We start from the raw sequence: 13,639 nt of genomic DNA, 5'->3' as shown, positions 1-13,639 counted from the left end.
CTGTGCAAAAATAACATTCAAATACGAATTTGAAACTTCTTAAGGGTTCTATTTTACTAATTTCTGTCATTTTATTAACACATGGTGTTGGTAAAGCTAACGTGTTTTCTCGTTTTTCATTGCAACAGATCATTCAACAAGACACATCCAAAAAGGATACTACAAAAAAAGTAGCCAAAAATAATAGTGGTCTTGATCAAAAAGTAGAGTACAAAGCAGACTCTGTAAAATTCAATAAAAATAAAAGTGTTGTTTATTTATACGGAAATGCAAGAGTGCTTTATGGCGACTTTGAATTAGATGCCGATTACATCCGATATGATTCAGATAAAAAAGTAATTTTTGCAAGTGGTAGAACTGATCCTAAAACAAATAAGTATGTGGGCAAGCCGATTTTTAAGTCTGGCCCCGAAGGATCTGCAATAGCTGATTCTATATATTACAACTCAGAAACGACACGTGCAAAAGTATTTGGGGTATTTTCTGAACAGGAAGGTGGTTTCTTTTCCGGCGGACAAAGTAAAAAGCAAATTGATGATGAGTTACACATCAAAAATGTAATGTACAGTACTTGTAACCTGCCACATCCACATTTTGGTTTAATGATTTCCAAAGGTGTTGTTACAGAGAAACAAATCATCACAGGTCCGGTTTACATGATTATTGAAGATATTCCAACTCCATTGGGATTGCCTTTTGCATTTTTCCCTAAACCCAATAAACGAACTTCTGGTATTATTTTACCATCACCCGGAGAAGATGCTACCAGGGGATTTTTTCTTCAAAATGGTGGTTATTATCTCGGTTTGAATGATTATTGGGATGCTAAATTTTTGGGTAGTATTTATACCAATGGTTCTTATGAAACCAGTGTAAACTCACAATATATTAAGCGATATAAATATTCTGGTAATATCGGAATTAACTATGCCAGTGTTAAAAATGGCCTGGAAGGAACAGAAGCTTTCGATAATCCGAAAAAGGATTTTAGCATCCGGTGGTCACATTCTCAAAATGCCAATGCAAACCCTGGAACAACTTTTAGTGCGAGTGTAAATATCACCTCAAGCAGTTACTATACAAATACTGCGGCCAATCAAACATATGACATCAGGGCAATAGCCAATAATACCACCAACAGTAGTATCAGTTATTCCAGAACATTTTCCAATAATATGAACTACTCGTTATCGATGACGAGTAATCAAACTTTGAGCACCAGAGATGTTTCCATCAGACTACCGGAAGCAACCTTCAACGTGCCAACTTTTAGTCCATTTGATTCAAAAACAAGGGTTGGTGAACAGAAATGGTATCAAAAAATTACGGTTGGATACGCTTTACAGGGAACCAATGCCATTGATACCAAGGATAGCTTATTGTTTCAAAACGATGGTTTGAAAAGATTGAAATCTGGTTTCTCTCATAGTATTCCAATCAACATGTCATTCACCGCTTTGAAGTATTTGAACTTCTCTTTAGGTGGAACTTATAATGAAGTTTGGAACTTTCAAACCATTAGAAATCGTTATACTACTTATGCTGATAATACTTATACCGTAAGATCAGATACGGTAAGTGGATTTAAAAGAGCTGGCAGTTACAACCTTTCCACCAGCATGTCCACAAAAATTTATGGGTTAAAAGTTTTCAAAAACCTCGGAAATATAAAGGCGCTAAGGCACGTCATGACACCGAATGTTTCCTTTAGTTATTCTCCTGATTTTACAAAGGCAGGTAGTGGACCATTTTTAGCGGCGGTTTCTGAAAATGAATTTGAAAGTGACGGGAGTAAGAAAATCATCAGAGATGCGAATGGTCTTCCCTTAACATATTCCACGTTTCAAGGAATGGCTTATCAGGGATCATTTTCACCTAAAACTGCTTCAATTGGTTTTGGAGTAGATAATACAGTAGAGTTAAAAGTAAAATCGAGTAAAGATACCACAGGAACAGGAGAGCGAAAAATCCCCATCATTCAGGGTTTAAGTATTAACGGATCCTATAATTTCTTAGCTACCAGAAATAAATTATCAACACTTGGCTTTAGCGGACGTTCGCAATTCACTGATAAACTGGGAATAAATTATAATGGTACTTTTGATCCTTATGATATAGAACTATCAACAGATCTCAGTGGAAATGTTATCCGTAATGCAGACGGAAGCGCTACCTACGTTAGAAGTAATAATTATTTATTAAAAAGGGGTAGGTTAGCACGGTTAACTTCTATTGGCTTCTCATTTGATTATAGTTTGAATCCGGAGGCTTTAAAAAAGAAAAATGAAGCCAATGATAAATTAAGTGAAACAGCCAAACAAAAAGGTTTATCACCATTACAATCAGAACAACTGGCTGCAATTAGCCGTGATCCAAATGCATTTGTTGATTTTAACATCCCATGGAATTTTTCATTTTCTTATAGTTTTCAATACACAAATGATTTGGGTATTAGCAGAACCAGTAATACGCTAAACTTTAATGGTGATTTAAATCTTACCCCAAAATGGAAGATTACCTATAATTCAGGATATGATTTTCAGAATAATGGTTTAACACCTATGAACATCGGTATTTATCGCGATCTGCATTGCTGGGACATGAGTGTAAACTGGGTGCCTTATGGAGCCTATAAAAGTTATTCATTAACACTTAAAGTAAAAGCATCGATACTACAGGACCTGAAACTAAGTAAAAGACAAGGCTTCTACAATACTTATCAATAAATTTATGTTAGCGGAAATAATAACCATTGGTGATGAAATACTCATCGGTCAGATCGTTGATACCAATTCAGCCTGGATGGCAAAGCAACTCAATTTAATTGGTGTTTCTGTAAAACAAATTACATCGGTTTCTGATGATGAAAGTCATATTCTGGCTTCACTTACGCAAGCTCAGGAACGTGCTGATCTGATTTTGATTACAGGAGGATTAGGCCCGACGAAGGATGATATTACTAAAAAAACGCTGGCGAAATATTTTGATATGGGTTTTCGCAGAGATGAGGGGGCGCTTGAAATGGTCACCTCCATTTTCAAAAAATATAACCGTCCGTTACTTGATATCAATGTTCAGCAGGCAGATGTTCCGGATGGTTGTGAAGTTATTGTAAATAAAAATGGTACAGCACCTTGTATGTGGTTTGAGCATCATGATAAAATTTTCATATCAATGCCTGGTGTTCCCTATGAGATGATGTATTTAATGGATGATGAGATTCTTCCAAGAATTAAATCGAAATTTATCCTGCCATCAATTGTTCATAAAACCATTCTTACCGCCAATATCGGAGAATCATTTTTAGCTAAAGAAATTGAGGAAATTGAAGATCAGTTGCCTCAGCATATTAAATTGGCCTATTTACCAAAACTAGGGCAGGTGCGCTTGCGATTATCTGCCAGTGGAGCTAATGAAATGGCTTTAAGTGCTGAGGTTGAATCTTATGCAAAACAGATTATGGAAAAAATTCCAAAATTTGTGGTGGTAGATGAGGATATTCCGTTTGAAAAAGCTGTTCTTAATATAATGAAAAGCCGTGGACTTACCTTATCTACTGCTGAAAGCTGTACGGGAGGATATATAGCTCATTTAATTACGCAACATCCAGGTTGTTCATCAGTTTATTGGGGTGGGGCAGTAGCCTATGCTTATGAACTAAAAGAATCAATATTAGGGGTTAAGGAGCAAACATTAAATACTTTTGGTGCAGTGAGTGAAGAAACAGTTACTGAAATGGCTGAGGGAGCGATTAAACAATTTAAAACTGACTATTCTATCGCAGTAAGTGGAATTGCAGGGCCAGATGGTGGTACAGCTGATAAACCAGTGGGTACAGTTTGGATAGCAGTATCTAATAAAAATAAAACGATAGCTAAAGTATTTACTTTCAGTAACAAGCGTATTCAAAATATAGAACGATCAGCCGCGTCTGCGTTGACAATGCTTTTAAATCTACTTAAGGAAGACGGGTTGAAAGAATAAAAAACGTATTTTTGTCGCAATACCAATATAATATACTTTAATTTAATATGGCTCAATACGAATTATTGTTACCAAAAATGGGTGAGAGCGTTGCCGAAGCAACGGTGATTAAATGGGTAAAGCAACCTGGTGATGCTATCGATTTGGACGACACCATTTTAGAAATTGCGACAGATAAGGTTGATTCTGAAGTGCCTTCGCCAGTTGCTGGTAAATTGGTTAAACAATTATTTCAAGAAAATGATGTCGCTCAGGTTGGAGATGTTATTGCCATTATTGAAACTCAAGGTGCTAATGATATAAAGGTTGAAGAAAGTATTCCTGCTCCTTCAACACCTGAAGAAAAGGCCGAGTCTATTCCTGGTATTGCACAACTTCCGGCAGAAAACAAATTACCACAGCCTGATTTTTCTACTTCAGAACGTTTTTATTCTCCATTGGTAAAAAATATTGCCGCTCAGGAAAATATCTCCTTTTCAGAGTTAAATGCCATTAAAGGCTCTGGTGCGGATGGACGTTTAAATAAAGATGATTTATTAAGTTACATCGCTAATAAAAATGGTGGACAGCAGGCTGTAAAAACTGAAACGCAAAAAGAACCAATTGAAAATAAGTCTGCTGCAGCTCCAGTTGTAGCCGCTATGCCTAATAAAACATCAACAACATCAGTTTCTGGTGGGGATGAAATTATAGAGATGGACAGAATGCGCAAACTTATCGCCGATCACATGGTGATGAGTAAAACAACATCTCCGCATGTAACTTCATTTGTTGAGGCTGATGTGACCAACATGGTTTTATGGCGTAACAAAGTAAAAAACAATTTCGAAAAGCGTGAAAATGAGAAAATAACCTTTACACCTATTTTTGTAGAGGCAGTTGCTAAAGCCATAAAAGATTTTCCTATGATTAATGTGTCCGTAAGTGGAACACAAATTATTAAAAAACGCGATATTAATATTGGAATGGCTGCTGCCTTACCTAGCGGGAATTTAATTGTTCCGGTAATCAGAAATGCTGATCAGTTGAATTTAGTGGGTTTAACCAAGGCCGTTAATGATTTGGCTTTGCGTGCAAGAAATTCAAAGCTAAAACCTGATGAAACACAGGGTGGAACATTTACACTTACAAATGTAGGTTCATTTGGAAATGTGATGGGTACTCCAATTATTAACCAACCTCAGGTAGCTATTTTAGCTGTTGGTGCCATTAAAAAGAAGCCAGCAGTTTTAGAAACTGAACATGGCGATGTCATTGCCATTCGGCATATGATGTTCCTTTCCCTTTCTTATGACCATAGAGTTGTTGATGGTTCATTAGGAGGGATGTTTGTTCGAAGAGTTGCAGATTATCTTGAAAACTGGGACTTTAATAGAGAGATTTAATACATCTAAGATATAAAAGAAGTCAAGTTTTAGCTTGACTTCTTTCGTTTAAAACCAAATTAAACTTCACTTGTTTCTCATAAAATAAAGTATAATTATGGCTAAATTTTCAGAATTAATAAATGGCGATAAACCTGTATTGGTTGACTTTTTTGCTGAATGGTGCGGACCTTGTAAAATGATGAAACCCATTCTAGAACAGTTAAAGGCTCAGGTTGGTGATTCAGCTTCAATTATTAAAGTTGATATTGATAAGAATCAAGCTGCAGCATCTGCATATAGCGTTCAAAGTGTTCCTACATTAATGCTGTTCAAAAAGGGCAAGCAGGTTTGGCGTCAAAGTGGGGTTTTACAAGCTTCACAGTTGAAACAAATAATTGATTCACACGCATAATTTATACTTCAACGACGGTATTTGGTGTTACTGCAAAAATCTGTTCATTTGTTTTAGGATAGATATTGTACAGACCAGTAAACGTGCTAAATGCAGGTAATACTGCGTATTCTTTTCCAAAATAGAAGCATGGAAACTTTAGCCTTTGCTTTGCTTTTCCAACGATAGTTACACCGGGATGAATATGTCCGGTGATAGGGTATAACTCTTCTTCAGTACATTTCGGTGCATCGTGAATAAAACAAAAAGGACCAAGACAATAACTCGTATCGTGTATATCAATATTCATTGAGGCATAGTCTGCATGGGATAATCTATCATGATTTCCTTTTACAAGTAAGAAATTTAAATGCGGATATTCTTTTTGCCATTCTGAAAAATCATCTATATCAGTATTTAAACCATGATGAAACATGTCTCCATTAATGAGCAAAGTTTTTGGATTATACTTTTCGATCAGTGATCCCAATCTTTGCAAATCGTTTTGTGCAATTGTAGATGGAACCTGAACACCTGCAGATCTAAAATGCGCAGACTTGCCTAAATGCAAATCGCTAATGGCTAAAAGTTGATGGTTGGGTAAATATAAAGCCCTTTCTTTATCTAAAATCAGTTCTTCCCCGTGGCTTGTAATGGTCATTTGTATCTATAAAGTTTTATCATATAAGAAATGTAAGTCCATGTAATTGTATTTTGCTTAAACTTGAATTTTCTTAAATGTCTTATATGGTCAAGAGTAAATTAGGTTGTAACAGTTATTGATTTGTATCTATAAAGTTTTATCATATAAGAAATGTAAGTCCTTAATCGTATTATGATTAAACTTGAATTTTCTTAAATGTCTTATATGGTCAAGATTAAATTAGGTTGTAACAGTTATTGATTCGTATCTATAAAGTTTTACCATATAAGAAATTTAAGTCCATGTAAGCGTATTGTCTTAAACTTATATATTCTTAAATGTCTTATATGGTCAAGAGTAAATTATGTTGTAATAGTTATTGATTGTATCTATAAAGTTTTATCATATAAGAAATATAAGTTCATGTAAGCTTATTGTCTCTAAAATCAAGTTGTCCTAAATGTCTAATATGGTCAAGAGTAAATTATGTTGTAATAGTCACTAATTTGTATCTACAAGATTCCACCATATAAGAAATGTAAGTTCATATAAATGTGTTGTCCTAAATGTCTAATATGGTCAAAAAATAAATCGGATTATTTTACTTTCTCCGATTCTGCTTTCATTCTAGCAATGCGTTGCTCTAATTCCTCCGAACTCATGTTTTCCCTCAAGCTATCAACCTTAATCGGAAACGATAATGGCGTAAAACTTTTAGGGTTTGTGATGACAACAATACTATTTTGAATTCTTTCCAAAGCAGCAGCCAACCTGGGCTCTTCCAGTTGTTGATAAAATACCTCATCGTAAGCCTGGCGCAAAAGTAAATTATGTTTGTCATAATCACTAAAAACATTGAAAAACAAACCTGCAGATGACTGCAAGTGCTTATTCGCAACATATTTGCCTGGATAACCTTGAAATACCAATCCGGAAATACAAGCAATATCTCTGAATTTTCTTCTGGCCATTTCTGTCGAATTGATACTCAAAGTAATATCTTCAGTTAGATTTTTTGGAGAGAAAACTTCATAAGCGATGGATTCGTCCATTGGAATTTCTGTTTCACTGAGCAATTCAAAGCCATAATCATTCATAGCGATGGAAAAACTAATTGGTAATAATTTGCTCAGGCGATAAGCTACTAAAGCAGCTAAAACTTCGTGTACCAATCTTCCTTCAAATGGGTATGCAAAGAGATGAAAACCCTCTTTGTTATTGATCAGTTCAATTAATAATTCGTCATTTCTAGGTACATGAGACCGCTTTTCTTGTAATAGAAACAACGGATAAACAGAATCAAGTTCCTCATCCTGATGTGTTTTATCCAAAGCTTCATTATATTTTTTTCTTAAAACTGAACCCAAATTGGATGATAAAGGTAATCTGCCACCATTCCAGCTGGGTGATATGGCATTATGCTGCTTACTGTTTCTAACAATTACCGTCATATCTTTAACATGTACAAATTCTAAAACACGACCTGCCAAACGAAAATTATCACCTGCTTTTAATCGGGTTACAAAATATTCTTCAACCATGCCAATGTAACCACCTGAAAGAAATTTAACCTTCAGCATGGCATCACTTACAATAGTACCAATGTGTAAACGGTGTCGCATAGCCAATTGCCGACTCTTTACTTTCCAAAGGCCATCTTCATCTTTGGTAACCTTTTTAAACTCATTGTAAGCGCCTAAACTATCACCACCTGAAGTAATAAATTGCATCACCCAGGTCCATTCTTCAGGCAAAATTAACTTAAAAGCATGCGTATTCTTAATTTCTTCATAGATGATTTTATCGTCAAAACCATCCCCAATGGCAAGAGTAACCAAATATTGTACTAATGTATCAAAGACCATAATAAAAGGTTCTCTACTTTCAATATTATTGGTTTTTGCGGCTTCCTTAATTGCAGCAGCCTCAACCAATTCCAGTGCATGGGTGGGCAGAAAATAGATTTTGGAAACCTCATTTGGTGAGTGTCCTGAACGGCCCGCACGTTGCAAAAACCTGGCCACACCCTTTGGAGATCCAACTTGCACAACGGTATCTACAGGTTTAAAATCTACTCCTAAATCCAATGAGGAGGTTGCAATTACAGCTTTTAGTTGACCAGTGTGCAAAGCATCTTCAATCCAGTTTCTCAATTCAAAATCTATAGACCCATGGTGAATCGCAATTCGGCCTGCCAGTTCAGGTTCTATATTTAAAAGATGCTGGTACCACATTTCAGACTGACCACGTGTATTGATAAAGATTAAAGTGGTTTTGCTATTTTCAATAATGGGCAACAGCTTGTAGGCTAATTTTAAGCCCAAATGGCCGGCCCATGGTAAGGTTTCTATATCATCTGGCAGAATAGACTTAATTATGATTTTCTTTTCCAGATCTGCTTTTACAATGATTCTTTTGGCTGCCTCATCGGGTTCTAAAACATCTAGTGCTTCTTCTATATTTCCAATGGTTGCTGAAATTCCCCAAACCCTTAAAAATTGATGCTGCTCTAATTTCTGCAGGCCTTTAATTCTGGATACTGCAAGTTCTACCAATACGCCTCGTTTACTGCCTAAAAGTTCATGCCATTCATCAGCAACAATACATTTCAGGTTTTTAAATAGGGTAGAAGAGCCTTTCTGCGCCAGAAGTAAATGCAGGCTTTCTGGTGTTATTAATAAAATTTCTGGCATCGATTTCTTTTGCTGTACTTTCTCTGCCTGTGAAGTATCTCCATTTCTAACACCTACATGCCAGTCCAGATCGAGTTCAGTCAAAGTTTCCCTCATGGCCCTTGCTAAATCTTTAGCCAGCGAACGTAAAGGTGTAATCCAGATTAATTGTAAACGGTCTTTTGCTTTTTTATTACTGGCTTCTGATGCATTTAAAGCCTCAATGATAACAGCTAGAAATAAAGAAAAAGTTTTTCCAAAACCAGTTGGTGCATTTACCAAACCGCTATAACCATTAAGATAATACTGCCAGGCATCTTCCTGAAATTGAAAAGGTTTACGCTTATTTTGTTTAAGCCATGCTTTTATCTTTTTGTAACCCTTAGTTTTGGTTTGATCCATGTACAATTTCTGTATTTTATCCTTTATCAGACTTATAGGTTCCTAGCCATTTATAAACGTCGATTCCAGCAGCTGACGTAAATCTTCTAATGTATTAATTTCTGCTGCTTTTTTATCTTTTCGCCAGCGTAAAATTCTTGGAAAACGAAGCGCCAAGCCTGCCTTATGCCTTTTACTTTCAGCAATTCCCTCAAATGCAATTTCAAAAACCAGTTCTGGTTTCACTGTGCGCACTGGTCCGAATTTTTCTATTGCATTTCTGGTTACAAATGAATTTACCTCTTTAATCTCCTTATCTGTTAAACCTGAATAAGCTTTAGCAATGGTGACTAAATTTTCCCCATCACGAACGGCAAAAGTATAATCAGTAAAGAAATTTGCTCTTCTGCCGCTACCTTTCTGCGCATAAATCATTACCGCATCTACTGTGTAGGGATTAATTTTCCATTTCCACCAATCGCCACGTTTTCTTCCGCTGTGATAATGAGAACTTAGCTTTTTAAGCATAATGCCCTCACTATTAATGGATCGTGAGGTTTGCCTCAATGCAGCCAGCTCTTCCCAGTTTTTGCAATTAATCAATGGCGAAAGGATAACCGCGCTTTCATCTAAATTTTCGAATAACTGCTCTAAAATTGCTCTTCTTTCACTTAAGGGATACTCACGATAATCATTGGTTTCATACTCAAGAATATCGTAAACAAAAAAACCGATTGGAGCATCATCCAATTGCTTTTTATTGATCGTTTTACGGTTCAAACGCTGTTGTAAAGTACTAAAAGATAAAACTTGTTTATCTTGTACCGCCAGAATTTCTCCATCTAGTACAACTCCGTCAGGTAAAACATCGATTAAAAAATGAAGTTCAGGGAACTGATCAGTTACCAGTTCTTCTCCACGACTCCAGATAAAAAGTTCACCATTTCTTTTAACTATTTGTCCTCTAATACCATCCCACTTCCATTCGGCCTGCCACTCGGATAGATCACCTAATTTTTCTGGCTCCTGCTCTAAGGCATAAGCCAGGCAAAAAGGGTAAGGCCAGGAATTATCAGTATTAACATGCGTACCATTAATTAACTCATGGAAAGTTATTTCATACGGATTCCACTTACCCATAATACTATGCATAATTTGTGCACTATCTAAACTACTTTGTTTAGCCAAAGCGTTTACCAGCATTTTGTTTGAAACGCCAATTCTAAAATTTCCTGAAATGAGTTTGTTAAAAATGAAGCGTTCTTGTGTTTCCAGTTGATTCCAGGCATTTAAAATAAAATATTTTTTAGTTTCATCATCTTTGCCTTCCAGATCATGTAAGTCTTCAATCCACTTATGCAATTGAAAATCAGATGTATTTTCAGCTGGCGGCAGGAGCAGTGCGATGGTTTCACTCAAATCACCAACGTTTGAATAGCTTTCAGAAAATAGCCATTCAGGTGTCTGTGTAATATCTATTGCCCAATATTTAAGTAAAGTAGACTTGATTGGACGTTTAGGCTTTTTACCGGTAAACAGAGCGATTACCCAAATTTTATCCTGATCATCTGCATGATTAAAATAATCAACCAGCGCAGCAATTTTATCATTGGTTTTATTGCTCAGTTCGAGCTGTTGAATTAGTTTTGCGAAACGTTTCATTCTGACTTTTTATTTTCTGTTTCAATATGATGATTTTCAGCATCGGCTAAATCAACTTTATTTTCTTCATCATCTTCCTGGCCGAACTTGGTCATTACTTCTTCTGATTCAATTCCCTCATCATTTAAAAACCGACTAAAGGCAGCGGTAAAACCGTGTGTAACGTAAACTTTTTCTGCGCCTGTCGCAGTAATGGCATCCATTAAACCTGTCCAATCAGCATGGTCACTTAATGCAAAGCCCGCATCTGCACTTTGCCAGCGGCGATGTGCCCGAACCTGCATCCAACCTGAACAAATTCCTGTTACCGGATGAGATAAGTTCTTAATCCATCGGCTATCTCTCATGGCTGGGGGGACAATAACGATTCCTTTTTGCAACTCGTCTTTTGTAGTTTCCGGTGTAATTCTGATGGTTTCAGGGAGGTTTACACCAGCATCAATAATTACTTCGTTTAAATTTGCTATGCTATTATGTACATAAATGGGAACATCGCCCGCAAGATTTTTGATCAGGCGTTGTGCTTTTCCAAGGCTATAGGCAATTAATACGCTGGTTTTTTGCTGTTGGATATTATCATTCACCCAGCTTTTAATTCCATTAAAAACCACTTCTTGCTTTTGCCATTTATAAACGGGTAAGCCAAAAGTACTTTCCGAAACAAAAGAGTGGCATTTTACAGGTTCAAAAACGTCACTAATGCCGTCATCTTCAGTTTTATAATCACCAGAGATAACACATACTTCCCCTTTATATTCTAAACGAACCTGAGCTGAGCCAATAATATGACCAGCAGGATAGAATGATATATTGACCCCATTCCGAACAATACTTTCACCATAATTCAATGTTTCTACATTTAAATCCTCACTGATACGCCTTTTAATGATCGGTTTAGTGAGCGTATGGCATAGATAATATTTGTTGCCAAAACGAACATGATCGCTATGTCCATGCGTAGTTACAGCATAATCTACAGGCCACCAAGGGTCTACATAGAAGTCGCCTTGTTTGCAATAAATGCCTCTTTTTGTAAATTCGATTAATGCCATAGATAGTAAACAATAAATCAGAATTTAAGTTTTGAAATGATATCGGCTAATTGTCCGATAAAATGAAATATCGGGTAATTAGCCGATAAAGTGAAATATCGGGTAATTAGCCGATAATTTTGTGAAATTGAATAATTTAAAATATCTTAGTATTATGATTTGCATTATAACAGGTGATATTGTAGGCTCCAGAAAAGTAAAGGATAGTTGGTTATCGAACTTAAAAAGTGCGCTTAAAGTGATTGCAGGGCAATACAACAAATGGGAGATTTACAGGGGAGATAGCTTTCAGATAGAAGTTGAACCTGAAAATGCAATTAAAGCAGCAGCGTATTTAAAAGCCTGCATCAGGGTTAATAAGCCAGCTGATGTTAGAATGGGAATAGGGATTGGGACAGTTAAAAGTAAACGTAAAAAGCTTTCTGAATCAAATGGTGATGTATTTGTGAATTCAGGAATTGCTTTTGATAGCTTAAAACAAGCAAAAGTGAATTTGGCTATCAAAACCGATTTTAATGAATTTGATGAAGATATTAATGTAATGATTAGGCTTGCATTAATTGCGATGGATAGCTGGGGAATTGTTGCTGCAGAGATGGTAAAACTTGCATTGGAATATGAAAATCTATTACAAAGTGAGCTGGCTACCCTTTCAGGCAGAACGCAATCGTCTGTTAGTGAAGCCTTAAAGCGTGCGCACTACTCTGAATTAATGGATATGGATAAATTGTATCGTAAAAAATTGAATCAAATATTTTCTAACTGATGGATATCTATCTAATTAAGCTCATCCTTGCACATTTAATAGGTGATTTCTTTCTGCAACCAAATTCCTGGGTAAAAGATAAGGCAACTAAAAAACTAAAATCTGGAAAACTATATATCCATGTAGCCGTACATATAGCGTTGATTTTTTTAGTGTTTTTAAGCTTTAGCGTATGGAAGGTAGCACTTTCAATAGGATTATTGCATTTGTTTATTGATGGAGCAAAAGCTATTTTTCAGACTCGAAAAAACGCTCGTGTATTGTTTTTTATCGATCAGATATTTCATTTTTATACCATTATATTAGTCTGGCATCTTTTTTTCAATGGGCATCTGGATATTAATTATCTTAACGATATTAAGTTTTGGATTTTAATTTCCAGTGCTTTGTTTTTAACCATGCCAACTTCCATTATCATGAAAGTGATTATTGCCAAATGGTTACCTGAAAGTGATGATGAAAGTCCAAAATCGTTGCAAAATGCTGGAAAGTACATCGGAATTTTAGAACGGGTATTAATTTTTATCTTTATTACGACCAATCATTTTGAAGCTGTAGGATTTTTACTCGCTGCAAAATCAATCTTCCGCTTTGGTGATTTAAAAGAAGCGCATGATTTAAAGTTAACAGAATATGTTTTAATTGGAACGTTACTAAGTTTTGGAATTGCTATTGGGATTGCGCTGGTCGTAAAAGGATGGTTGGGTTAGAATTTTTTGAT

General features: G+C 35.9%; 10 protein-coding genes. 6 read left to right on the top strand and 4 right to left on the bottom strand.

Annotation, left to right across the window (positions count from 1 at the left end; all coding sequences use genetic code 11):
• The first annotated feature begins 29 nt into the window (after window positions 1–29).
• The 4 genes from EV200_RS10960 (at window position 30) to trxA (ending at window position 5,763) form a co-directional block, all read left to right on the top strand.
• Window positions 30–2,726, top strand: coding sequence for a putative LPS assembly protein LptD (locus EV200_RS10960; protein WP_132532506.1), 2,697 nt, complete (start codon window positions 30–32; stop codon window positions 2,724–2,726).
• Window positions 2,727–2,730: 4 nt separating this feature from the next.
• A complete protein-coding gene (locus EV200_RS10955) occupies window positions 2,731–3,984 on the top strand; it encodes a competence/damage-inducible protein A (protein WP_132532503.1) in 1,254 nt (417 codons plus the stop codon).
• Window positions 3,985–4,031: 47 nt separating this feature from the next.
• Window positions 4,032–5,369: a dihydrolipoamide acetyltransferase family protein gene (locus tag EV200_RS10950; RefSeq protein WP_132532500.1), complete on the top strand. Its 1,338-nt coding sequence runs from the start codon at window positions 4,032–4,034 to the stop codon at window positions 5,367–5,369.
• A gap of 97 nt (window positions 5,370–5,466) precedes the next feature.
• Entirely contained in the window at window positions 5,467–5,763 is a 297-nt protein-coding gene (gene trxA, locus EV200_RS10945) for a thioredoxin (protein ID WP_132532497.1), read from the top strand.
• Window position 5,764: 1 nt separating this feature from the next.
• On the opposite strand, the gene pdeM is transcribed toward trxA, so the two are convergent.
• From pdeM to EV200_RS10925, 4 genes are all read right to left on the bottom strand, one after another.
• Window positions 5,765–6,403, bottom strand: coding sequence for a ligase-associated DNA damage response endonuclease PdeM (gene pdeM, locus EV200_RS10940; protein ID WP_132532494.1), 639 nt, complete (start codon window positions 6,401–6,403; stop codon window positions 5,765–5,767).
• A 578-nt stretch (window positions 6,404–6,981) separates the two neighbouring features.
• Window positions 6,982–9,459 (bottom strand): ligase-associated DNA damage response DEXH box helicase, encoded by a 2,478-nt coding sequence (locus EV200_RS10935; RefSeq protein WP_132532490.1) that lies wholly within the window; start codon window positions 9,457–9,459, stop codon window positions 6,982–6,984.
• A gap of 42 nt (window positions 9,460–9,501) precedes the next feature.
• Window positions 9,502–11,100: an ATP-dependent DNA ligase gene (locus tag EV200_RS10930; protein WP_132532487.1), complete on the bottom strand. Its 1,599-nt coding sequence runs from the start codon at window positions 11,098–11,100 to the stop codon at window positions 9,502–9,504.
• Entirely contained in the window at window positions 11,097–12,152 is a 1,056-nt protein-coding gene (locus tag EV200_RS10925) for a ligase-associated DNA damage response exonuclease (protein WP_132532483.1), read from the bottom strand. Before EV200_RS10925 ends, EV200_RS10930 begins: the two co-directional genes overlap by 4 nt.
• 154 nt (window positions 12,153–12,306) lie before the next feature.
• On the opposite strand from EV200_RS10925, the gene EV200_RS10920 reads away from it, so the two are divergent.
• A complete protein-coding gene (locus tag EV200_RS10920) occupies window positions 12,307–12,918 on the top strand; it encodes a SatD family protein (RefSeq protein WP_132532481.1) in 612 nt (203 codons plus the stop codon).
• Window positions 12,918–13,628 (top strand): DUF3307 domain-containing protein, encoded by a 711-nt coding sequence (locus tag EV200_RS10915; RefSeq protein ID WP_132532479.1) that lies wholly within the window; start codon window positions 12,918–12,920, stop codon window positions 13,626–13,628. The genes EV200_RS10920 and EV200_RS10915 overlap by 1 nt, the downstream gene beginning before the upstream one ends.
• Window positions 13,629–13,639 lie beyond the last annotated feature (11 nt).

The sequence above is a fragment of the Pedobacter psychrotolerans genome (assembly GCF_004340665.1).
GTDB classification, from domain to species: Bacteria; Bacteroidota; Bacteroidia; order Sphingobacteriales; family Sphingobacteriaceae; genus Pedobacter; species Pedobacter psychrotolerans.
Note: the sequence above shows the minus strand (reverse complement) of the source record. Positions and strands in the feature narration are given on the sequence as shown.

Excerpts from the sequence above, each read along its gene's own strand:
- EV200_RS10935 (WP_132532490.1), bottom strand. The coding sequence starts at position 9,459 with ATGGATCAAACCAAAACTAAGGGTTACAAAAAGATAAAAGCATGGCTT.
- EV200_RS10930 (WP_132532487.1), bottom strand. The coding sequence starts at position 11,100 with ATGAAACGTTTCGCAAAACTAATTCAACAGCTCGAACTGAGCAATAAA.
- EV200_RS10915 (WP_132532479.1), top strand. The coding sequence starts at position 12,918 with ATGGATATCTATCTAATTAAGCTCATCCTTGCACATTTAATAGGTGAT.
- EV200_RS10955 (WP_132532503.1), top strand. The coding sequence starts at position 2,731 with ATGTTAGCGGAAATAATAACCATTGGTGATGAAATACTCATCGGTCAG.
- trxA (WP_132532497.1), top strand. The coding sequence starts at position 5,467 with ATGGCTAAATTTTCAGAATTAATAAATGGCGATAAACCTGTATTGGTT.
- EV200_RS10950 (WP_132532500.1), top strand. The coding sequence starts at position 4,032 with ATGGCTCAATACGAATTATTGTTACCAAAAATGGGTGAGAGCGTTGCC.
- EV200_RS10920 (WP_132532481.1), top strand. The coding sequence starts at position 12,307 with ATGATTTGCATTATAACAGGTGATATTGTAGGCTCCAGAAAAGTAAAG.
- pdeM (WP_132532494.1), bottom strand. The coding sequence starts at position 6,403 with ATGACCATTACAAGCCACGGGGAAGAACTGATTTTAGATAAAGAAAGG.
- EV200_RS10925 (WP_132532483.1), bottom strand. The coding sequence starts at position 12,152 with ATGGCATTAATCGAATTTACAAAAAGAGGCATTTATTGCAAACAAGGC.